This window comes from Oceanisphaera avium (assembly GCF_002157875.1).
Lineage (GTDB): Bacteria > Pseudomonadota > Gammaproteobacteria > Enterobacterales > Aeromonadaceae > Oceanimonas > Oceanimonas avium.
Genome location: NZ_CP021376.1, coordinates 1,207,887 through 1,229,892, shown reverse-complemented (window position 1 = coordinate 1,229,892; position 22,006 = coordinate 1,207,887). Strand labels below are relative to the sequence as shown.

Here is a 22,006-nt window from a genome sequence, read left to right as displayed (position 1 = left end):
ACAGCACCCTGTAAGCAAGGAGTGGTAGTTCAGTTGGTTAGAATACCGGCCTGTCACGCCGGGGGTCGCGGGTTCGAGTCCCGTCCACTCCGCCACATTTTAAAAAGCCCTTAGCTATTGATAGCTAAGGGCTTTTTGCTTTTCCATCGTCGCTAAAACTCTTCATTTCTATTTTGTCAAACCCACCTCCGTGACCAAACCGTGACCATTTGGTGACCAGGCAGCTATTTTGACCGGTGTTCAAAACAGCTCTATTAATGGTAAACGTCACCGCATCCGTATCTGTTTAGTCGGTTTCGACAGCATAGGTCACCCTTCCAATGCCAATTAGCGCTGCAAGTGCTAGAAGGCTTCCAACACAACCGTACATGATCTGTCATACACCCATACGCTGTTATAAGCACTAAGGCAGACTAAAAACACACCAGAAAGTGCGCCGTTATGTGTTTTTATTTGGTGTGGAACCCATAGGTGCACCGTTAAAAAACTTAAAGTCTCACTAGGGTTGTCATGCTGATGGCAAGCTTGAGTTCAACTAGTAGATTATGTTCGGGCCCAATCGCATGATGGATTACTTGGTGGCTCATGAGTTGTACCATTTAATACATCACGACCATTCAACCGCTTTCTGACGAGAATTAGCCCTAGTCAAAGAATGTCTGATTAAGCGATTTTTTCATTTTTTAAGACATTCATGCTAATCTATCGGTTCTTTGGGGAGTAGCCTGCTTTCGTTATGCGAAAGAGTTCGTGTCAACATACTTGGCAAAATGCCATGGTGCGAGCACCTCTCGGTTGGCGAGACCATCGATGTATCTATACTGCAAGTCGGGGGTATGGATATGTCGTGGACTCGATACCCGACCTGAGAAATAAAAAATGAACGCCATAGCCCTTCTGTTACTTGCTTTTTCTATGTCTACTGATGCCTTCTCTGTGGCGATTGGTAAAGGAGCAAGCCTTAAAAACCCCCGTTTTGCCGAAGCGTTAAGAATGGGCCTCATTTTTGGCATCATTGAAGCTATCACCCCCATTATTGGTTGGCTTATTGGTCACTCAGCGGCATCTTTCGTTGACGCGGCTTTTGTTGAAGCATGGGATCACTGGATAGCGTTCACCATACTCGCCGCCCTCGGTCTGCACATGCTGTATGAAAGTTTGAAACCCAACATTGAAAAGAAAGAAGCACCGTCGAGACATTCATTTTCTAAACTTGTTTTGACTGCATTTGGCACCAGTGTAGATGCTATGGCTATAGGCATTAGTTTGGCATTTGTCGACGTCAACATTCTAATCGCTGCTGGACTAATTGGTTTGGCTACAGCCGTAATGGTAACGCTGGGCGTAATGCTGGGGAAAGTATTCGGCTCTTTACTTGGCCATAGGACTGAGATTGCCGGTGGTCTAGCACTGATTGCTATTGGTGCGTGGATTCTGTCAAACCATCTTTAACTACAAAAATTGCACGAAGAATTGATAAGCTTTCTTTTTATCGTAATCTATTCATCATCGATAACGGCCTTTATGTTGCTCAAAGGCCGTTAAATTGATCTCAGCGGCTGATGACTTTTAAAATATGATATTCCACGGTCAGATGCATGACCTCATGGACAGGCTTTAAGCACTCTCGAATCGTGTTCGCATTACCCAAGACGCTCACAATTGCTGCTCGAGCCTCAGGTCCAATCTGCCATACGTGTAAACCCGTAACTTCCACATCACCTATTTGAGTAAGGATTTCACACAGAAAGCTGATGCAGCAAAGCAACGACTCGTAAGCTCAAAAAAGGTATCTGCCGAGTGGAACGGCGTTGAGCACTGTCTAACATGTCTAACAGGCCACCCATGTTAACCCCCTAGCATTTGGCTTAAGACCTACACTTAAAGAGTTCTAGTTTGAATGTTTGAGGAGGCAAGGATGCCTAAACCCCGTTTTACTCAAATCAGCTTGGCAGAGACCCCTTATTACCACTGCGTGAGTCGCACGGTAAGAAGGGCGTTTTTATGTGGCCATGACCATTTTTCTGGTCAGTCTTACGAACATAGGCGCAACTGGATAGAAGAGCGCTTATTGTTATTAGCACAGATATTTGCCATCGACCTTGCGGCTTATGCGGTGATGTCTAATCACCTGCATGTGGTGCTAAAGGTGGATATCGAAAAAGCACGAGCGTGGACGGATAGCGAGGTGGTAGCACAATGGCACTTGCTGTTCGCGGGCACTTGGCTCACTCAGCGATTTGCTCGTGGTGAGGTTATAGAGCCGCACTTTATCCGTATATTGGATGAGCGAATTGCCGAGTACCGACAGCGATTAACGAGCATCAGCTGGTTTATGCGTGCCTTAAATGAGCCCATCGCCAGACAGGCGAATAAAGAAGACAACTGCACCGGCAGATTTTGGGAAGGGCGCTTCAAGTCTCAAGCCCTATTGGATGACGCCGCCGTGTTAGCCTGTATGACCTATGTTGATTTAAACCCCATCCGTGCCAAGCTGGCAGATACGCCCGAGCAATCCGACTTCACCAGTATTCAGCGGCGGATTGATGCGGCAAAGCAAGGCCAACAACCCAAAGAGTTATTGCCGTTTATGGGCAACGAGTACAATGAACGTCCTAAAGGACTGATACTTGAGCTACAAGATTATTTCACGCTAGTGGATGACACAGGCCGTATACTGCGAGGCGACAAAGGCGGTACGATTTCAGAAACAAGCGCTAAGATACTGGAACGGCTGAATATTCCACAAGAAAACTGGCTGAAAATAACCCAAGAGTTTATGATGCTGTTTAAAGGTCCGGTCGGTACGCTGCCTGATTTGAAACGTCACTGCGAACAGCGAGGCATGCGACGAGTGGCCCATGCCAGCAGCTGCCAACATTGGGCGAGCTAGACGCTCACCCGGGTCTTATATTCAATATTATTTTGATACACTCCGTTAGGAATGAGTTAGGGCGCCTAATTACCCGCTATTTCTGCCGTTTGACTTAAAGTCCAGTGACAGTCGTTTACTTTTTAGCTCGTTTTAGCGTTTTTTCACTGAACCAAACCCTCAATATCGTATTTTTAATTTTCCAACGATTTTTATTGATGTTTCTTCATATGGGTGGCTTATTAGCTTTTTAGCTCGGCTTTTCTTCATGTGGGTGGCTTGTTAGCTGGCTATGTGGGTGGCTTGTTAGCTCCGCTTGTTAGCTCCGCTTGTTAGCTCCGCTTGTTAGCTCCGCTTGTTAGCTCCGCTTGTTAGCTCCGCTTGTTAGCTCCTGCTTTAGTTCCGGCTTGTTAGCTCTGCTGAAGACCAGCCTAGAGGCCGCGGTTGGGAGCTAGAAATTGCCGGTGAACTAATCCTGGTTGGCAAGTGCAGGGTGGATATACCCGTATGCTGACTCAAGACAACGAGGGCATACGTATAAACACCGATCAAGCCAAGCATCAGGTGAAGCTTTTTACCAGTTTTACACCTGAAAACTTAAGTCAGCTTACCGTGGGGGGCGGTGTTAATTGGCAGAGCCATACATATATGTCGGGAGCTAAAGATCTCTATCGTGATATTTATACCCAAGACAGTTACTGGGTAGCCAATCTGATGGCACGCTATGAGTTTAACGATCAACTAAGCTTAACCGCTAATGTGAACAATCTCTTCGATGAAGATTATCGCATCGATCTGGATATTCACGATTATGGTGCGCCACGCAATGTGCAAGCAACCTTGAAATATAAGTTCTAAATCGCCAACAAACGGCTATAGAGCAAACAGGATGTTGTAAGTCATAGACATGATAGCTTGATAAGCCCCGCCCCTTTAGTGCGGGGCTTTTTGTTTGTTAATTTTCTACCATCAGCCGCGCCAGTTTGGCAAAAATTGAGCTCTTGCTGCTGTTGCCGCTTTTTAACATGTCGAGCGTGAAGCTATTGAGATAGAGACCGGTTAGTGGGTGGTTAAATACATCTAACAGTTGGCCCTTAGCATCCCATATTTGTAAGTTTTCGACCAAATTAGTACGCGCCATAGATTGATTGGCAGGCTGTGCGTCGCTGATCAGTACATATAAACCTTGATCGTGAGGCTGTAAGTAAGCGTGATGGTGCTTCATTTTCTGCGACTTAATCAGTGGATCATCTCCGACTCGGCCCGGGGCTAGCAAATAGGGCAGTACATTGTTGTTCGCTTTGGTGGAGCGGGTAATGCAGAATTGGGTGAATGCGTTGCCAGCACGTTCGACTTTGGATTTTTCTTGCTCTTGATAAGCATATAACTCCACCACATCAAAGTGAGCTGGGCCAATTAAACGCGGCACTCGGCCGCTGTTATAACTGGTTAGTAGCGCATCGTGAGTATGGTCGTAGAGATAAAAGCTGCTGTTGTACATTTTATCTAACCTAGCCAGTGCGGGGTGCTCTACGGCGAGCCAACCTAGGTCGCCTTCGGTCACTCCGGTATTAAGCACTCTTAGCTGATTATTGTCTGCGGTAAGTTCGACATAGCCTAAGAGAGGGCTACCTTTTTTTGTGGAACGGGTGAAAAAAGCGGTGTAATGGCCTGTGGTCGTGGTTGGCAATGGAATGGGGGCGTGGCTTCTTAAATACTCTTTAAACCACAGCTCGGTTTTAGTACGGTGGACTTTATTTTTTATGAGAGCGGCTTTCGACTTGAACTGCTTATCATTATTCAGTTCAGCTTCTTGCCATTCAGGGTGCTGCTTTATTTTGTCTTGAATAAAATCCAATGCCTCTAGCATTTTAAGGTCGATATTCATGCCTTGTAGTACTACGGGTAAAGGTTGATCTTGTAACCAACCATGTAAGCGATCCAGTTTTAGTTGAGTGTAAATATCCCAATGTAGTTCGGGCTGTTTGTGATGGGCATAATAGGCATCAAAAAAATCTGCATATTCGACAGTGCCATCATCTAGCTGGCGGATGCTGTTGCTAGCGCCTTCGGCGACGGGGTTCAACACCAAGATTGAGGTGTTAGCTTGAATTTCACTAAATTTGCTATTGATGGCCTGCTCTAACGAGGCAAGTGGCCAAAGTTGATAGCTGGGTAGTTGCTCTGCTAATAGAGCGTAGAAATAAGCTTGCTGTGCGGCACTGAAATTAACGCCATTGTTCACCACTAACACAGTGTTAGTCAGCTGCTGGTCAAGGTCGGTGGTAAATTGATTCACCTCGTGAGTCGCTTGAAAGGGCAACGGTGTGTGAGGGATTTCCAACTCATTTAAGCGCTCTACTACCGCGTTCATCACCACGTTATAGGTATAGGCCTGACACTGGCCATAGCCGCTGCCCGGTTTAAAAAAATCCAGCTTACTATCCCTAGCATCCTTCGTGCTACGTGCCTTAATGCGACCATTGTGGGTGTTAAACCATACATGTTCATCATCCAGTGCTAAGTGCAGTTCTTCAGCAGGCTCCACTGCAAACTTTGTTTTATGTAGAGTAAACACCAGCTCTTGCTGCTCTGAGGCATACACGCTGAGCTTAAAGGCTTCCATGACTCCCGTTCCTGTTTTCTGAGATACCGCTTTGCTCAGGCGAGCATTCAAGTACATGACGGAATTGAAATAGACGGGAGAAATTGGAAAGCGCTGCTGGGCTTGTTCTAGTAGCACCATCTTGAGGTGCAGGCTAAACAGCCCTTCAATAAAACGATTAAGGCTGTGATCTTCGCCAATTAATTGCTGGCACAACTGCTCAATGCGACTTGATAAGGATAAATAAGCAGGGCTATTGGGTGCAGCAGCAGGCGCGAGGTAAAAGTAAACATACTGGCCATTGGCCAGCTTATGCAGTTCGTATTTAACGTCTTGGTTGGCCTCTAAGCCCAAAATCTGCCGCAACCGCGTTTTTACTTCACGATGTCGGCGAGCATGAAAAGCTTTGTTTTTTTCCTTTGGTTGCTTGGCAAATTCTTGCACTACAAAGTCAATACTATAGAGATGCGAGACGGGAGCCAGCAGGCGATGAATGGTGGCCAGTGGTGGCGCTTGTAACTGAATAAGGTTAGTGCGAGCAACGGGTTTTACGGCCAAGGCTTTCAAGTTAGGAATGATAGTATTGTTCATTGTTATCCTCTGTGTGGCTAGGGCAGGCATTATTAAACCTGTGAGTGGCCAAGTAGGCTAATAAGCTGCGGATTAATGTGCAGCTTAACGTCTAATTTAGACTTGGCTTGGAGTCGGTTTCGCTCGCCATGCTTGGCTTGGTAATACAGGTGTGTGGCTTGCAGTAAGTTGAGGTAGTGAATGCTGTGGTCTACGTTGTCTTCCCCCATTAGGTTATTGGGGTTTTGACTATAGGCGGCATTGAGGTAAATGAATTTGATACTTTGGTAGCGACCAGCTAGAGCTTTACGTACTTGTTCTTGCCCTTGCTGATCGGCGTTTTGGTGGGCAAGGTTACGAGTTTGGCGGATCTTTTTTTCACTTTTTTCTAAGGTGTCTTGCGCACGGGGTAGGTGGTCCAGCTTGGTGGCCCAGCGTTTAACATCAATACACAGCAAGCTGTTCTCCACTTCAATAAAGCGGTCAAAAAACTCATATACCTCAGAACCTAGACGCTCAAATACGCCTAAATCAGAGAGGGGCTGCACGCCTAAGTGCGCTAATACTTTATCAAACAGATATTCGCCTACATTTCCTTTGAGTAATGGCACTAATTTAGGGTGGGGCACCAATTCGCTAAATGCCGCTTTTTGAATACGGATACAATCGCGCATTAGCTTGCCCACTATATTACCTTGGCTGTAGTCTACTTCTTTGCTTTGTTGAGGGAAGATACTCAGCTCGGGGCGATATTCGCGCGCACCACCAGCAAAGTCAGATAAGGCGCTGTAATCGGCGTGAGCTAAGCCGTCGGCCCCGCGTTTATGACAAAGTGTGATTAAGCTTTCACCTTGCTGGCGCGAAATAAACAGAGTGTGGTGAATAGCTTGCATCTGTTTATTGTTGGCATACAGAGGGTGAGCCTGTAACTTTTCTAGCCAGCGAGCGGGATTAATAAATGAATCGGGGTCGCGAAACAGGTTACACAGCGTTAAGTACTCAAGCTCTCCCTTACGCACTCGGTTAATCCAATCTTGAGTTAGCACGCGTTGGTGAACGGCATCTATGCGTTGGCCATGGCTGATAATATTTTTTTCAAAGTGTTGGCGTTGTTCAAGGCTAGAAAATGACTGTTTTTTGCTGAGTTGCTCGCCATGCTCTTTAAGACGGTAATTCAGCAGCGACATGCTTTCTAATACGACTTGATTAGCCGCACTTTGGCTGAGTCCGGCCAACTGAAATGCGACATTGTTGTGTACATCATGAGGTAGCCATATCTCGGTATTCAGCCAGGTGTCTCGGCGTTCAATCCGGCCTACTGCCTGCATAATCACTTTACATAAACTCATGGCATGTTCGGCCATCAGCAAGCGGTAATTATCCCCTTGAGCAAAGTTGACATTAAATTCTGTCATGTTGTGCTCGGCAATATCATCGGCGAGGTGCTTAAGCACGCTAATGTAGTTGGGCAGGGTGTTGAGGCTAGCGCTTGGTTTTAGCACTTCACTGTAAAATGAAGAGTTAATTAATACCAAGCGTTGAAAGTCTACGTCTAAGCGTTGTGCTTGCGGATCATTTGGGTCGCCATTTTGGTAACGAACAAAGTAGTTTAGGCCGCTGCCAGCACTAAGATAGGTACTCATAAAGACCAGCACACTCTGGCTGTTTTTAAGATAGGTATACTGCTTTATGTCTTCAACACGGGCTAGGCCTGCGTCAAAAAATACCAAATGTAAGGTAGGGCGATCTTTAAAAGGGGTAAAGGTCAGGATTTGATCATGGCGCTGTTGTTGTTGGTTATCACAGTTGGACGTCATGCCATATTGCTGACGCCATGCGATTTGATGTCGGCGATAAGCCTGAGCAAAAGCCAGTTTAAAGCCACTTGATAGAGACAGTATTAGACTGTTTTTTCCTTCATATGCCGCCAGTAGTAGCGCCTCTAGTTCTCGACGGTGTTGACGATTTTTATAGGGATTTGCTAATGCATACTTAAGTGGCTCTTGCAGGGCGTTGAAAAAGTCATCATATACGGCTTTAAAAGCCGGGTGGTGTTCATAGATATCGGTTAAGGCGGCTTGTTCGGCATCAAACACCTTAAAATCTACCGTGCGAATACGCGCCCTCAGGGTGCGTAAGTCGTTAAGCATATCGATATCACTCGGTACCCGCTCCACGATACGGTAGCCCAAGTCCTGAGCGTAACGTCGTAAAAAATGGTGGCTAAAATTACCGTTTTTGGTGTGGCTAAAACCACTGGTCGCACTCAAACCTATCACTTTATTATGGGTGCCAGTGAGCAGGCGCAGCAGCATGGCTTCGGGCAGCTCTTTCACCAGATCCATTTTAAAAGCCAACATTATGGTGCGTTCAGCGCCTCTGTTGACATAATTAAGTTCGGCCATGGGGCTCATGGTGAACACCGTTTTGGGCTGCAGGTAAGTGAAGAAATGATCGATGATGAGATTTTTATCTGTGGTGCGATCAAAGACGTGGCGCACTTCACTGGCCACGGTATTAGCGGCATCAATAAACTCGGCGAGCGGGGTATTTTGGCTACTAGAGTCGTGCTGGCCGCCATTTTTTATCCAACGCTTAAAGTTGGCATTCGTGATTTGCGCACTGGCGGCCAACATGGCCGACACCAGCTGAAACAGGTCATGTAACGTGGGGTTGGTATCATAAATATCGCCTTCAAGCTCGTAATATAACTCGATACGGGTGATGTCTCCTTCGGTGTGACGCAGGCGAATACGCTTCAAACTTGCTTCATTGACATACATCTTGGCGTTAAAGCTGAATACATTGTGGGTGAGTGAAATAATGCGTTCGGCGGCATTACTATTTACTTCAAAGGCCCCGAGTTGATCTCTAAACATGCCTAGCATGGAGCCAAGCGTAGTGTCGGGTGACAGCTCACACTTGCTAGCTAGTAATTCACGAATCGTCGTAATAAAGGTGATTTGTTGTTGCTGAAGATCGTTGGGCACTTGCTGAGGGCAAGTGTCGCGCTCAAGGTTGAGCACAGCATGATAGATGCGACCTACCACAGAAAATACGTGCGCTAGGTTGTTGTCTTTTTTTACTAATGCCACATGGCAACTTTTTTCTAGGCGAGCATAGGCTTCATGCAGCTCGTCGATAACCACGGTAAAACGAATATTGTGCTGGCGAAACGGACACTTGGTGTTGAGTTGAAAGTGCTCATTGCGCAGATAGTCGACCTGCACCTCATGAGACTCACCGGCTAGCGTGTTGATCTGAGGATCTTCGGGCTTTACTTTGCCGCCAATCAGCAAGTCGAAGCTGACTGACTCAAAGCGCAGTCCCTTGCCACGCTTGTGTGGCGTGAGACGATAAGTAGAGGTATCGAATTTATTGGTGGTCATGAGTAGCACGGCGGGGCGATATCGACATACTTCAAAGGGCAGTACCTGCTTGATTATCTCTAAATAAATATCGTATACGCCTAACGGAGATGTGGCTTTGGCTTTCTTACTCATAGGTTGTGCTTGGTGTTGGCGCTTGCGTCGTGTTGCCATGGCAAGACGAATATATTCTTGGACTGATGTGGCAGGCCCATTTGCTTCAAACAGTTTTTTACAGGCCGTTAAAATAATATTGCGCAACGCGTGCTGACGATTTTTTAATTGTTCTTTAAGCATGTCTTGTTCGTGCAGAGCGTCAGTGGTGGCAAATTTTTTCTGGTTTTCAATTTGTGCTGTGCAGTAGTCAATTTGGTTGACCAACTCACTGAGTTGCCGCAGCTCTGTTTTTAGATAAGTACTCGTTTTTCCGTGCTGATACCACTGCTTATAACGGTCACGATTGGTTAAGCCTGAGGCCCAGTCGATAAAGTCCAGATCGGCAGTATCTTTGCGCGACAGTACACAAATGAACTCGCCGCCTGCGGCAATAATCTGTTCTTTTTGGCGCATATCGAGATCGATTTGTGACTTTTGCGGCGACATAAACAATAGGTTACTGAATTTTCCTTCAAGAATGAGCTCATCTGCCGGTCGCGTTTTAGCGTGCTGGGTGAGGTAGTCTACGTAGCCTTGGATCACGCCGTAGCTTTTACCAAATCCGGTGCCGTCTGCGCTAAATATCACCTCAGCGCCATCACGGTCATATACTTGATACAGTTTTGCTGCGCGAGCGCGACAAGCGTTAATATCCGCGACCAGTTTGGCGGCGGGGGTTTGCTGGTTCAGTTGTTCACTAAAGTCTGCTTGATGGTGATTCATAACTTGGCACCGTGCTAATTGCCGATAAGGAGTAATACAGAGCTGGTTATTTTCAATTAAAATCTTTTCAACCTGCATTGGGTTTAGGTCAAAGAGTGTGGCTATGTCCCTAAGCGTGTCGAACAGTGGCTGCTCGGGGTTGCTAGTAGCAAAGGCCTGTTGTACTTGCGCTACAGTGTCGGGGTGCAAAGGTTTTTGTAAAGTAGGCAAAGTAACGCGGTAATTATAAAGAGCCATATCGTCTTGCAGCAGGCACTTAAAACTTTGTTGAGCGGCATTACCGTTAGGCCGACCGACGAAGGCTAAAATTTTCGCCTCTTTAAGGCGATAAAGCAGTGCGGCTATGTCTCTGTGGGGCGAGTTAAAAGCGGTGTGGAGCATTTGGCTAAAGGCGCTCTGCACATGCAACCGATTCTGTTTTGATAGGGCAGTAAAATGCTGGCGCACTAATAGCAGCAGTTGAATATCTTCATCAATCGTCCATCTCACTGTGGTTTCTCATACACGAAGGAATGGCTCAACTGTATGAAGTATATACAAGGCATTCAATTGAATTTATTCAGGCCTGCTACCGCCATTAAGTGTTATTTTCTTTTTCTGCCACATAGTTCAATAGTCCCCCCAGCGCACATTCGAAGTATTTGCACTGTGCATTGAAGGTGTCTGTGTTAATGACATTCCCTAGAGTGTTGGCCATTTGCGTCAGTGGCGCTGCTGCAACTCGTTTTTTCGCTAAGCTAAAATAGAGAAAGACGCCGTTTTACATGAGCTTTAGAATATTTATGTATACGCTAATTTTAAGCAGCGTTGCTTAAAATTTAGAGTGTTTTATCTGTAATCTTTGCTAGCTAAATTCAACCTCCCTTCAAAGCTAATAAATCCTCTTTCTAAGAATATTCATATTCTTTAATAAGTCTTGAATTAATAATGCAAATCGTTATCATTCTAGCCTGTGTTTATCTGTTACTCACTTTCTATGTTCTTTATCTAAACTATGGGCCTGACTATCCACTCACATACTGCGCTTATACAAAGTTATCTGGATTGCCAGAGGGAACTCACGCATTTTTTAGTGCGTCGTACCGGTTCCTTTAGCTTGACGGGTGACTTAGTACATGATCTTTATCTAAAGCTTTGTCATTTGCGAGAGCCGGTCATAATCACTAACCAGCGCGCTTATTTGTTTAGCATGGCGGCCAATTTGGCTACTGATCACGCCAGAGTAGAAAACCGTCGTCGACAAATTTTAGAAGAAGAAGGGGGCTTGATGTGGACGCAAAACTGCGAGCGGGGTCCTGAGCATGAAGCGTTCATTAATGCGGAATTGCATTTTGTGATAGCGGCGCTGGCTACGCTCAGTGAACGCACCCGAAAGGTGCTGTATCTCAGTTGCTATGAAGGAAAATACCAAGCGGATATTGCGGCTGAGCTTGGCATTAGTATTAGTACGGTATTTAACGACTTAAAGCGTTCAACGGCCGCGATAGCGCAAGCTAAAAAGCACTTTGCGGGTGAAGCGCTAGAGCCTGCTTGTTAGTTAGCTTGCAAGTAATAAAACCCGCAAACCTGCTCAATCTTTTAATTAATTCCCTTAAATATATAAAAAATATACTGATTATGCGCTGCTCACTCGTCTTATCAGTGGCGGCTTGTAAACGGTTATTATTCTCATAAAGTTACACCGCCTTTCATATACACGCTAAGCGAGAGCTTATATTTTTAAGGGTAGTTAAACATGGCCACTGTGCTTAAGGGCGCTTGCCCCTTGCCTTACACTTGTAAAACATATCTTGCCACTATTATCACCTCTTTGCTGCTGGGCTTACCCTCCGCCTTGGCACAAGAAGTAGCCGACTCCGATGCGGATGTCACGCCAGAAGGAGAATGGCGACTAGCGCCAGTGATGGTGAGTGCTGCTGCTATTAAAGATGGCACCACTGAGGGCACCGGTAGCTTTACCGCAGATAACACCAATGCCGCCACCGGCATGGATCTTTCTTTGCGCGAAACTCCGCAATCCGTCACCGTTATTACTCGCGAGCGCCTTGATCAAGAAGGCATTAGCTCATTAGGTGAGGCGGTGGCAAGAGCGCCAGGCATTACCTTTAGAGGGGCGGGCTCGGCACTGGGTAGTTATGCGGGCATTTCTTCTCGAGGTTATTCGGTAAATAGCCTGATGCTAGATGGTCTGCCTTTGCCTACGGCAGGCGTGGCCGGCTACAGTGCTTCGCAAGGCTTAGGCACCCTTAATACCGACCTATATGATGCGGTTACCGTGGTGCGGGGTGCCACCGGTTTAATGACGGGGGCGGGCAATCCGTCAGCGACTATTTCACTCACACGCAAACGACCCACTCATGATTTTCAGGCCTCGGTGTCGCAAACGTTAGGGACGTGGGATCTGTCGCGTACTGTGGGTGATATTGCTGGGCCATTAAATAGCGATGGCACCTTTCGTGGGCGAATAGTGGGGGTAAAAGAAATAGGAGATAGCTGGAAGCAAGGCTATAACTACGAAAAAGCGGTGTTGTATGGCGTAGTAGAAGCGGATGTTACTGAGCAGACGGTGGCGAGAGTAGCGCTTGAATATGGCGAAAACCAAGCAGATGGGGGCGCTGGGCCTTATACCGGTTATGCACTGGCAGATAAAGATGGCAAGTTAACGCCTTTTGGCCGTGGGGATAATTCCATGGCGGATTGGAGTGGTTTTGAGGACAGTCGCCTTGGGCTTAGCGCCGCGCTCGATCATCATCTTAATGATGACTGGAAAATGAGTGTTTCCTATAACCATAATACTATCGAGACTAAGCAGCGTTTTGGCTTGGCGTCTTATATCCCCGATGCCAATGGGGAAGCCGATATTCATTTGCGTAGTTATCGTATTGATAACACTGTGGATTCGGTGGGCGCTAAACTCGATGGCAGCTTTGCACTACTTGGCCGAGAGCACGACTTGTCTGTGGGGCTTAATGGTTCTTGGACCGATGATTACACCAAAGATTTTTACCGCGACCGTAATGGCTTTAAGGTCAATGTTTATGACTGGAATAGACACTTCCCTGAGCCAGACTGGGAGTCGCTTTATGGCTTTGGCAGCCGTAATAAAATTGAAGAAAATGGTGCCTATGTTGCTACTCGCCTAAGCGCGACTGACGACTTATCGCTGCTGTTGGGTGCTCGTTGGAGTAATTGGCGCACGCGGGCGCTGGATGAAAATGGTAATGAAAAGGAAAAGCGAGAAGAAAAAGGCGTGATCACGCCCTATGTAGGGCTGGTTTATGATGTAACGCCCAATATTTCTGCTTATGCCAGCTACACCACTATTTTTAATCCGCAGTCTCGACGCGATGTTAACGATCAGCTGCTAGATCCTGAAGAAGGTATTAATCTGGAGACGGGCTTAAAAGGTGAGTGGTTTAATGGTCGCTTAAACGCCAGTGCTGCTGTGTTTGAGGTAGAAAAAGATAATTTGTCTGTTAAAGATGGTACTAACCAAACGCCCCAAGGCAACCAAGCGTATCGGGCTGAAGATCAGACCAAAGGCCGCGGCTGGGAGTTAGAAATTGCTGGTGAGCTCATGCCAGGCTGGCAGGTGCAGGGCGGCTATACCCGTATGCTCACCCAAGACAACGAAGGCGCGCGTTTAAACACCGATCAGGCTAAACATCAGGTTAAGCTGTTTACCAGTTATACACCCGAAAGCTTAAGCCAGCTCACCTTGGGTGGCGGCGTTAACTGGCAAAGTCATACTTATATGTCGGGGGCAAAAGATCTTTATCGCGATATTTATACCCAAGATAGCTACTGGGTGAGCAATCTCATGGCGCGCTATGAGTTTAATGAGCAATTAAGTCTTACTGCCAATGTGAATAATCTGTTCGACGAAGCTTATCGTATCGATCTTGATATTCACGACTACGGTGCACCGCGTAATGTGCAGGCAACCTTAAAATATCAGTTTTAAGTTGCACGCTTAAACCTAACGCTAACCTGTGATTGAGTACGCTCACTCCTTAACACGACCCGTCTCTTCTTAGCGATAACGAGCTGGCGCCAGCGTGATGGCCTCGGATCTCAGTAAGAGTCTGATTGTCAGTAGGCTGGTACACCTGAGCCGTTACCGTTTACTAAAAGCCCAGCTTAATGCTGGGCTTTATTATTAGTAGGGGGTTAATGGCTAAGGCATATACATAAGGTTTGCCAATGCGGCGCAGAATCCTTAATTAGACAAATTATGAATAAACTGTTTCACTTTGCGCCGCCTCTTTTACTATAGGAAAAGCCGTGATTACTCACCTTAGTGATTTAAACTTGAATGATATTCGGGGTGTGATCTTCGATCTGGATGGCACCTTAGCCCATTCTAATCCTGACTTTGTGGGCTTGCGCGCAGAGCTTGGCATGGCGCCAGGAGCCGATATTTTAGCGCATATTGAAAGTCTTAACGATGAAGGCGCGCGCACTCGTGCGGAAGCCTTGGTGCATGATTATGAAATTCGCAGCTCACAAGTGGCCACTTGGGTGGAGGGTGCGAAAGAGCTCATTGATTATTTGCGCTCCAAATCACTGCCGATGGCCATTTTAACGCGCAACATTCCCCAAGCGGCACAGATGACCATTAATAATTTAGGCATTGATATTGAGCTGGTATTAACTCGCCTCGATGCTAAACCTAAGCCCCACCCCGAGGGCATCGAAATTATTTGCCAGCAGTGGCAGCTAGCACCGAGCGATATTTTGTATATCGGGGATTATTTATTTGATTTACAAACCGCGCAAAATGCCGGTAGTCGCTGTGCGCTGTATTTCCCAGAAGCAGTGCCAGAATATGCTCACCAAGCCGATATGCTAGTGCAGTGCTACCACAGTTTTATTCAACGTTGGCAAATCTCGACTCGCTAATGTCTCTTTACTAACAATGAAAAATCGGTACTGATTTTGTTATAATGATGCACTTTTCTCATGAATATAATAGCTAACGATGGGAGTTGGGTATGCTAGAGCGTTTTCACCTTGAAGTGCTGGCGGCAATTAAGGAGCAGGGCACGCTCACTCAAGCTGCGGAGTCGCTAAATTTATCGCAGTCGGCGCTCAGTCACAGCATTAAGAAATTAGAGGGGCAAATTAACACGCCGGTGTGGCAAAAAGAGGGCAGGACGCTGCGCCTAACCAATGCCGGCGAGCAAATTTTAACGTTAGCTAATCGGGTGTTACCGCAGTTTAAACACACCGAGCATTTATTACGCCAAATTGCCGGCGGCGAAATGGGCTCCTTGCGCATCGGCATGGAATGTCATCCTTGCTATCAATGGCTGTTAAAAGTGATTGAGCCTTATCTGGTTAAATGGCCCGAGGTAGACGTTGATGTGAAACAGGAATTTCAGTTTGGGGGGCTGGGGGCGCTGCATAACTTCGAGATTGATATTTTGGTGACACCGGATCCGGTATTTTCCCCTAACATGACCTTTATTCCAGTATTTGACTATGAACATCGACTGGTGGTGGCCTCGTCACACCCCTTAGCCGCGCAAGACTCGGTGCAGCCAGCAGACTTAAATGAAGAAGTGCTGTTTAGCTATCCGGTAGATCCTGAGCGATTAGATATATTTAGCCAGTTTTTAAACCCCGCAAAATGCGCCGTTAAAAATCACAAAACCATAGAGACCACGGAAATTATGTTGCAGATGGTGGCAGCGGGGCGCGGCGTAACCGCCTTGCCCGGCTGGCTGGTGGATGAGTTTGCCAAAACCATGGCTATTAAAAGCCTGCGCTTTGGCGAGGAGGGCATTAGTAAGCAGATATTTTTAGGCATGCGCAAAGGTGAAGAGCAGATTAACTACTTAAGTGACTTCATCAATCAGGCGCAGCATACAAGCTAACGCCTGACGTTTTTGGGTAAGGGCTTATTTGCGATCGATACGCTATAGCTGGCGTGAGCATGCGTGTGACTGGCGCTTTCAAGGTTAAATTTGGCTAAAAAATCGGGGTGCGTTGCTAGGCATCGAGTCGTTGTAAACCGCTTGCTGCTTGGCTTTAGGGCACATTGGAAGTGAAGCATGAATTAATCTCATGTATTAATGAGATTAAATCACTTATGTTCATGCGATGCTCGCTGTATAACATACTCAGCTCTTAACTACAGGCATCTAGACTTCCAGACTACTTTTCTAGACCCGACTGCAGTTAATTATTAATGATGCAAAAACCTCACCATGCTGAGTTAGGTTTTATTGCCGGAAATGGGATACAGAACGCCATGAGTAACGACTTCAAATTTACTATTAATCGCATCGCTTTTGATGAAAATTATCAGCCACTCGATAGCACCCGTATTACCACCAACTTTGCTAACTTGGCCCGAGGTGAGCGTCGCGTAGAGAATTTGCGCAACACCTTAACGATGATTAATAATCGTTTTAATGCGTTAGCCGATTGGGATAACCCCACTGGCGATCGTTACTCACTGGAGCTGGATATTGTGTCCGTTAATATGGACATAGAAGGCAAGGGCGATACTTTTCCGACTATTGAAATATTACAAACCACTATCGTGGATAGCGTGACTAATAAGCGTATTCCGGGCATAGTGGGCAACAATTTCTCGTCTTATGTGCGCGATTATGACTTTAGTGCGCTGTTATTGGCGCATAATAAAGATAAGCCGACCTTTAGTATCCCCAATAATTTTGGTGATTTGCATGGCAAGCTGTTTCAGTGCTTTGTTAACTCCGACGCCTACCAAGAAAACTTTGCCAAACAACCGGTGATTTGCCTCAGTGTATCGGATAACAAAACCTATCAAAAAACGGCTAATCAGCACCCTATATTAGGGGTGGAGTATCAGCCTAATGAAACTTCGTTAACTGAGCAGTATTTCAAAAAGATGGGCTTAGATGTGCGCTACTTTATGCCGCCAAATTGTGTAGCACCGCTGGCTTTTTACTTCTTTGGTGATTTGCTAAATGATTACAGCAACCTTGAGTTAATTAGCACTATTAGTACCATGGAAACCTTCCAGCGAATTTATCGTCCAGAAATTTATAATGCGAACGCTGCAGCAGGAAATACCTATCAACCGAATTTGAAAAATTTAGATTTTTCTTCAACGCACATTGTTTATGACCGAGAAGAGCGTAGCAAGTTAGCAGTGAAGCAGGGCAAGTTTGCTGAAGAGCATTTCATTAAGCCTTATCAGGCTATTCTTGAGCAATGGTCTGCCAGCTACGTTTTCTAAATTTAGGCTATGTAATTAACAGCAATTTAAACGGAATTTATAATGAAAAAATTATTACCTACTTCAACCGCCGGCAGCTTGCCTAAACCTTCTTGGCTTGCCGAACCTGAAAAACTGTGGTCGCCGTGGAAGTTGCAAGAGCAAGAGCTTATTGACGGTAAAGAAGACGCGCTGCGTGTGTCTTTACAAGAGCAGCATAATGCGGGCATCGATATTGTAAGTGACGGTGAGCAAACCCGTCAGCATTTTGTGACCACCTTTATTGAGCACCTTAATGGTGTGGACTTTGAGAAACGCAAAACTGTTAAAATTCGTGATCGCTACGATGCCAGTGTGCCAACGGTTGTGGGGCCGGTGAGTCGTACTAAGCCAGTATTTGTAGAAGACGCTAAGTTCTTACGCCAGCAAACCGATCAGCCTATTAAATGGGCGCTACCTGGCCCCATGACCATGATCGATACTCTGTATGATGAGCATTATCAAAGCCGTGAACAGCTCGCTTGGGAGTTTGCCAAAATTCTTAACCAAGAGGCAAAAGACTTAGAAGCGGCGGGTGTGGATATTATTCAATTTGATGAGCCGGCGTTTAACGTCTTCTCAGATGACGTGAATGCCTGGGGCATTGCCACCCTAGAAAGAGCCATTGAAGGCTTAAAGTGTGAAGTAGCAGTGCATATTTGTTATGGCTATGGCATTAAAGCTAACACCGATTGGAAAAAGACTTTAGGCACCGAGTGGAGACAATATGAAGAAATCTTCCCTAAGCTGCAAAAGTCCAATATCGACATTATTTCTCTAGAGTGCCATAACTCTCATGTTCCTATTGAGTTGCTTGAATTATTACGCGGCAAGAAAGTGATGGTGGGAGCGATTGATGTGGCCAGTGAGCGCATTGAAACTCCAGAAGAAGTTGCCGACACCCTTCGTAAGACCCTTGAATTTGTGGATGCCGACAAGCTTTATCCCTGCACCAACTGTGGCATGGCGCCGCTTTCTCGCGATATTGCTCGCGGTAAGCTCAATGCCTTAAGTGCCGGTGCTGAGATCATTCGTAAAGAGTTATTAGCCAAAGAAAAATAAGTTATCTTTAAAGAGTCACGCTAGTAAGCCTCGCGTTATCGCGAGGCTTTTTTATTTTATAAGGTAGCGTTTTGCCAAGCATTAAATACATAGTTAATATTATTTTTTGCACTGGCTCTATATTGTTGGCGCTGATTTTGGTTATAGCCTTGCACCATGGCTTGCTCTGCTAAGTCTACAATGTGCTTAGCATCAAATTCTTCACAACTTAAAAAGCGCTCAGGATGACCAATTTCCTTACCAAACATCTTGAGTTTATCGTTCCAGACTAAGCCTATTGTGGGAATATTTAAGGAGTAAGAAATAATATTGGCATGCAAACGAGCGGCAATAACGCTCGAAAACTGCGCTAAGGTGTTGACTAACTCTTTGTCGTGCTGTGGCTCAATCACGCTCAATATGGGGCGGTTAAGCTTTTCTTTAATCAGCGCCAATAAGTCACTGTCCCCTGGGTAGCCATTAGTAAATAGTTGATAACTATGGCCTCTGCGTTCTACTTCGCTAATAATTTGCGCATACAGCTCGGCGCTTTGGGCAAAGCTGAAACTTTTTTCATAATCATCAAAAATATTTCCGCGCACTAAGCCAATGCCGAACACTTTGCCGCTTTGCGCTTGTATATCATACACTTCGTTTGCAAACACGGCCGAGTCTGCGACTTTGGCGAGATGTTTATCATTACCTTGGTTGATATAGCACTGAGTTAACGTATCAAAATCATCACGCGTGGTAATACTTTTTACTATCTCTTTATTAAGCGATGTTTTTAACAGCTGGCAGCGTGCGTCGCTACTACTATAGCCCTCGACGCCAGCGCCATTAATAACCAGTGGAATATCAAGCTCTTCAGCGGTGTTAATAATAGCGGTTAAATATTGATACATATTCTGATGTTTATATTTTATTAGGCCGCCACCCACTAATACAATCAAATTTACATTAGCTAACTGTCGCTTATAGTGAAGCCTTAATTCATTGCGCTCTATTTCTTCATAAGACTTGGCTTGTAAATAAGTACCTGTTAAATACCGTACTTTACGAAAGGCTCGCTGAGGAATAGTGAGTTTTTCAAATTGAAGGTTTAGCAGACAAAAGTCAGTATCGGGGTAGCTCTTTGCTGCCTGTTGATAAAGCCCCCAAGTGGATTTTAAAATGACCCTATCACCCAAATTGGACTCAGATAATAAACCAGCAAAGCAAATTTTATTTTTCATATTTCAACCCCAAACTTAGTGTTGAACCAAGCTATTAACTTACAAAGATTATGCGCGGCATGCGATGAAGCAGCTTAAATTAATCGATTTTAGCGCGCCTGATAACACGAAAGCGACGAAGTACGTCGCTAGTGCGAGGTTTGAAATAGTTCAATAAAAAGCGCATTTTTTAAGCATTTAAGTCGCTAAACTGTGATTAGCTTAGCAAACGCTGGCTAAATTTATATGGCAGAGCTTATTTTATTTCGCTACCTGGAAAATATAATGATTGATAAAAAGCGTAAAAAGCGCCTCACAGTAGAGGCGAGTTATCCGCTAAGCTCCACCATGCAGCGTATTGAGTTTAGTACCGATGAGATGCACTACTTTAGCCATGAGAGTGCCGGCCAATATGTGAAGCTGATGTTTACGCCTGCGGGCGACACGGATCTCGCTTTGCTTAAGATAGATGAGCAGCCGGTGCTGCGCACTTATACCCTAAGCGCGGTGGATCTAGGTAATAAACGGCTCACTATCGACTTTGTTAAGCACTCTGGAGGCGCCCATTTATACACCGATGAGTCTTTGCAACTGAGCCGAGCAAGCGGTGGTCACGGTCATTATTTTGCCGAGCATGCAGCTGTGGGCGAAGTGATTTTTGTACGTGGCCCTGGCACCATTCAAGCTATTGATTTGCATCGTGAGTGGCTGTTATTAATAGCAGACATGACCGCTATTGCCGCCCTAAGCCAAGTGCTTAAGCAAGTGCCGAGCAATGCCCGAGGTCATTTGGTAGTAGAGCTGGCTTCTCATCTTGATATGGTGCCATGGTTAAGCGCCATGGACTTACCAAAAGACTTAACGTTAACTCTCTGTTTGCGCGGCCAAGGAGCGTCGTTAGCTGAGACGGTGCAACAACTTAGCTGGTTAGACGGCCAACCAAGCGTGTGGTGCGCCTGTGAGTTTAGCGATATGAAAGCCATTCGCCACTATGTAACCGACTTACATCAAGTAGCACGCAGTGATTGTTACTTTAGTAGCTATTGGAAGCAGGGTGTAACTGAAGATGGTCATAAAGGGATTAAACAACAAGATAAAGAAAGCGCTAAGCTCCCCTAAAGTCCAGCAGCTGTACGCTTTACGTAATCCGCCTTACGTAAATAACATTCCAAACCGCGGCTAAGTCCTCTTCGCCGGCTTGGGGCGTAAGGTTTTTTAGAACAGTGCCGAGCCTAATGTATAACGGCTGGATTTACGTTTAGCTGTCATCCTGATGCAAATCAAGATCTGGTTTTTCGGTTAGTTGGTCTTGTTTATTCTCACCCCTTGTTCCTTTGTTGGGAATAGCCACCAAGCTCCAAATATGATCGTCATATAAGCAAAACTGTGCGGCTAGTTCACGGCCTTTTGGCCAGTTAGAGCTGAGTGTGCTTAGGAGCCGTAGGCGGGCGCTACCAGCCGGTATATCCCACTCCATTAATTCTGCATCTTCGAAATAAAAGTGCTTTTTCACCAAAGGATAGAGCGCCTTAAACAGACTTTCTTTCAGTGAAAAGCTAACCGTTACCATAAAGGCGAACTGCTGGGGCGAGAGTTCTTGCAGGCGAGCTAACTCTGCAGGGGTAAGCAGCGCAGGTGCTAGTTTTTCGGCATCAGTGGGGCTTAAGCTGCGTTCTATATCTAGCCCTAATCCTAAATAATGTGCTTGTTTAGCCACGATAGCGGCGGCCCAGCTATCACTATGGGTAATAGCGCCCACACAATGCTGCGGCCAACTTGGTGATCTATCTGCATTAAGCTCAGGGCTGTGTGTTTGGTGAGTTAACCTTAGTAACGCACGCTGTGCGCATACTCGCCCTGCTAGATATTCGGCTCGCCGTTTAGGGGCAGCCTTGTGCAGGCTGGGCGGCAGGGCAATGCCATAATGGGCGAAATCCTGCTCGCTTAAGGGGGGGGCGCAAAGCGGGTGCTAACCAACTGCAGCTCTGGCAGATGCTGTGGCCAAGGCCATGCTTGTTCGTTAAGGGTAAAGCGAGCAGGGGAGTTAAGCATAATTAGGCATAGTTAGAAATAAGTAGTGTCTGACATAAAAAACCGCCTCAAGATAAGATGGTAATAAGTAAGTAATAGCGCTTAGTTTAAAAATCTAACAACTAAGCGCTAGGTTATTTTGCAACGAAACCCGCTACTTTCTGTTTACGATAA

The 22,006-nt window shown here is 45.9% G+C and carries 15 protein-coding genes, 1 tRNA gene, 1 pseudogene and 1 riboswitch; of the genes and pseudogenes, 12 read left to right on the top strand and 5 right to left on the bottom strand.

Going from position 1 to position 22,006, the window contains the following annotated elements:
* The first annotated feature begins 18 nt into the window (after positions 1-18).
* From CBP12_RS05595 to CBP12_RS05570, 5 genes are all read left to right on the top strand, one after another.
* Positions 19-95: transfer RNA gene (locus CBP12_RS05595), tRNA-Asp, on the top strand.
* A gap of 450 nt (positions 96-545) precedes the next feature.
* The gene (locus CBP12_RS13895; RefSeq protein ID WP_086963559.1) at positions 546-632 is read left to right on the top strand and encodes a YgjP-like metallopeptidase domain-containing protein; all 87 of its coding nucleotides are present in this window, start codon (positions 546-548) and stop codon (positions 630-632) included.
* Positions 633-703: 71 nt separating this feature from the next.
* A riboswitch (yybP-ykoY riboswitch) is annotated at positions 704-871 on the top strand.
* Positions 872-879: 8 nt separating this feature from the next.
* Positions 880-1,452, top strand: coding sequence for a manganese efflux pump MntP (locus CBP12_RS05585; protein ID WP_086963558.1), 573 nt, complete (start codon positions 880-882; stop codon positions 1,450-1,452).
* 466 nt (positions 1,453-1,918) lie between these two features.
* Positions 1,919-2,893: a transposase gene (locus CBP12_RS05575; RefSeq protein ID WP_086963557.1), complete on the top strand. Its 975-nt coding sequence runs from the start codon at positions 1,919-1,921 to the stop codon at positions 2,891-2,893.
* Between the two features lie 486 nt (positions 2,894-3,379).
* Positions 3,380-3,730: a TonB-dependent receptor domain-containing protein gene (locus tag CBP12_RS05570; RefSeq protein WP_086963556.1), complete on the top strand. Its 351-nt coding sequence runs from the start codon at positions 3,380-3,382 to the stop codon at positions 3,728-3,730.
* Positions 3,731-3,827: 97 nt separating this feature from the next.
* Here CBP12_RS05570 and CBP12_RS13545 read toward each other — a convergent pair whose 3' ends face one another.
* Both CBP12_RS13545 and CBP12_RS05560 read right to left on the bottom strand, forming a co-directional pair.
* Entirely contained in the window at positions 3,828-6,068 is a 2,241-nt protein-coding gene (locus tag CBP12_RS13545) for a hypothetical protein (protein WP_198341867.1), read from the bottom strand.
* A 32-nt stretch (positions 6,069-6,100) separates the two neighbouring features.
* Complete coding sequence (locus CBP12_RS05560; RefSeq protein ID WP_086963555.1) at positions 6,101-10,783, bottom strand: hypothetical protein; 4,683 nt, start codon at positions 10,781-10,783, stop codon at positions 6,101-6,103.
* Positions 10,784-11,288: 505 nt separating this feature from the next.
* Here CBP12_RS05560 and CBP12_RS05555 point away from each other — a divergent pair.
* The 6 genes from CBP12_RS05555 to CBP12_RS05530 all read left to right on the top strand — a co-directional run bounded on the left by CBP12_RS05555 (position 11,289) and on the right by CBP12_RS05530 (position 18,608).
* Complete coding sequence (locus CBP12_RS05555; protein ID WP_086963554.1) at positions 11,289-11,831, top strand: RNA polymerase sigma factor; 543 nt, start codon at positions 11,289-11,291, stop codon at positions 11,829-11,831.
* A 198-nt stretch (positions 11,832-12,029) separates the two neighbouring features.
* Positions 12,030-14,258: a TonB-dependent siderophore receptor gene (locus tag CBP12_RS05550; RefSeq protein ID WP_086963553.1), complete on the top strand. Its 2,229-nt coding sequence runs from the start codon at positions 12,030-12,032 to the stop codon at positions 14,256-14,258.
* A gap of 320 nt (positions 14,259-14,578) precedes the next feature.
* On the top strand, positions 14,579-15,196 hold the full coding sequence (locus CBP12_RS05545; RefSeq protein ID WP_086963552.1) for an HAD family hydrolase: 618 nt from the start codon (positions 14,579-14,581) through the stop codon (positions 15,194-15,196).
* 92 nt (positions 15,197-15,288) lie between these two features.
* Positions 15,289-16,173, top strand: coding sequence for a LysR family transcriptional regulator (locus CBP12_RS05540; RefSeq protein WP_086963551.1), 885 nt, complete (start codon positions 15,289-15,291; stop codon positions 16,171-16,173).
* Positions 16,174-16,487: 314 nt separating this feature from the next.
* Positions 16,488-17,528 (top strand): DUF1852 domain-containing protein, encoded by a 1,041-nt coding sequence (locus tag CBP12_RS05535; RefSeq protein WP_232455160.1) that lies wholly within the window; start codon positions 16,488-16,490, stop codon positions 17,526-17,528.
* A 42-nt stretch (positions 17,529-17,570) separates the two neighbouring features.
* Positions 17,571-18,608, top strand: a complete 1,038-nt coding sequence (locus tag CBP12_RS05530; protein WP_086963550.1) for a methionine synthase — start codon at positions 17,571-17,573, stop codon at positions 18,606-18,608.
* Between the two features lie 56 nt (positions 18,609-18,664).
* Here the strand turns inward: CBP12_RS05530 and CBP12_RS05525 are convergent, their stop codons facing one another.
* Entirely contained in the window at positions 18,665-19,822 is a 1,158-nt protein-coding gene (locus CBP12_RS05525) for a polysaccharide pyruvyl transferase family protein (RefSeq protein ID WP_086963549.1), read from the bottom strand.
* A gap of 264 nt (positions 19,823-20,086) precedes the next feature.
* Between CBP12_RS05525 and CBP12_RS05520 the strand changes: the two genes are divergently transcribed.
* Positions 20,087-20,920: a siderophore-interacting protein gene (locus CBP12_RS05520; RefSeq protein WP_198341866.1), complete on the top strand. Its 834-nt coding sequence runs from the start codon at positions 20,087-20,089 to the stop codon at positions 20,918-20,920.
* Positions 20,921-21,059: 139 nt separating this feature from the next.
* Here CBP12_RS05520 and CBP12_RS13540 read toward each other — a convergent pair whose 3' ends face one another.
* Together CBP12_RS13540 and CBP12_RS13890 are read right to left on the bottom strand one after the other, a co-directional pair.
* Complete coding sequence (locus tag CBP12_RS13540) at positions 21,060-21,560, bottom strand: 4'-phosphopantetheinyl transferase family protein (RefSeq protein WP_198341865.1); 501 nt, start codon at positions 21,558-21,560, stop codon at positions 21,060-21,062.
* Positions 21,561-21,572: 12 nt separating this feature from the next.
* Positions 21,573-21,701: pseudogene (locus CBP12_RS13890) on the bottom strand (phosphopantetheinyl transferase); the annotation flags it as partial.
* Between the last annotated feature and the right edge of the window lie 305 nt (positions 21,702-22,006).

Coding starts and splice junctions, on each gene's coding strand:
- CBP12_RS13895 (WP_086963559.1), top strand. CDS start 546: ATGTTCGGGCCCAATCGCATGATGGATTACTTGGTGGCTCATGAGTTG.
- CBP12_RS05585 (WP_086963558.1), top strand. CDS start 880: ATGAACGCCATAGCCCTTCTGTTACTTGCTTTTTCTATGTCTACTGAT.
- CBP12_RS05575 (WP_086963557.1), top strand. CDS start 1,919: ATGCCTAAACCCCGTTTTACTCAAATCAGCTTGGCAGAGACCCCTTAT.
- CBP12_RS05570 (WP_086963556.1), top strand. CDS start 3,380: ATGCTGACTCAAGACAACGAGGGCATACGTATAAACACCGATCAAGCC.
- CBP12_RS13545 (WP_198341867.1), bottom strand. CDS start 6,068: ATGAACAATACTATCATTCCTAACTTGAAAGCCTTGGCCGTAAAACCC.
- CBP12_RS05555 (WP_086963554.1), top strand. CDS start 11,289: ATGGGCCTGACTATCCACTCACATACTGCGCTTATACAAAGTTATCTG.
- CBP12_RS05550 (WP_086963553.1), top strand. CDS start 12,030: ATGGCCACTGTGCTTAAGGGCGCTTGCCCCTTGCCTTACACTTGTAAA.
- CBP12_RS05540 (WP_086963551.1), top strand. CDS start 15,289: ATGCTAGAGCGTTTTCACCTTGAAGTGCTGGCGGCAATTAAGGAGCAG.
- CBP12_RS05535 (WP_232455160.1), top strand. CDS start 16,488: ATGATGCAAAAACCTCACCATGCTGAGTTAGGTTTTATTGCCGGAAAT.
- CBP12_RS05530 (WP_086963550.1), top strand. CDS start 17,571: ATGAAAAAATTATTACCTACTTCAACCGCCGGCAGCTTGCCTAAACCT.
- CBP12_RS05525 (WP_086963549.1), bottom strand. CDS start 19,822: ATGAAAAATAAAATTTGCTTTGCTGGTTTATTATCTGAGTCCAATTTG.
- CBP12_RS05520 (WP_198341866.1), top strand. CDS start 20,087: ATGATTGATAAAAAGCGTAAAAAGCGCCTCACAGTAGAGGCGAGTTAT.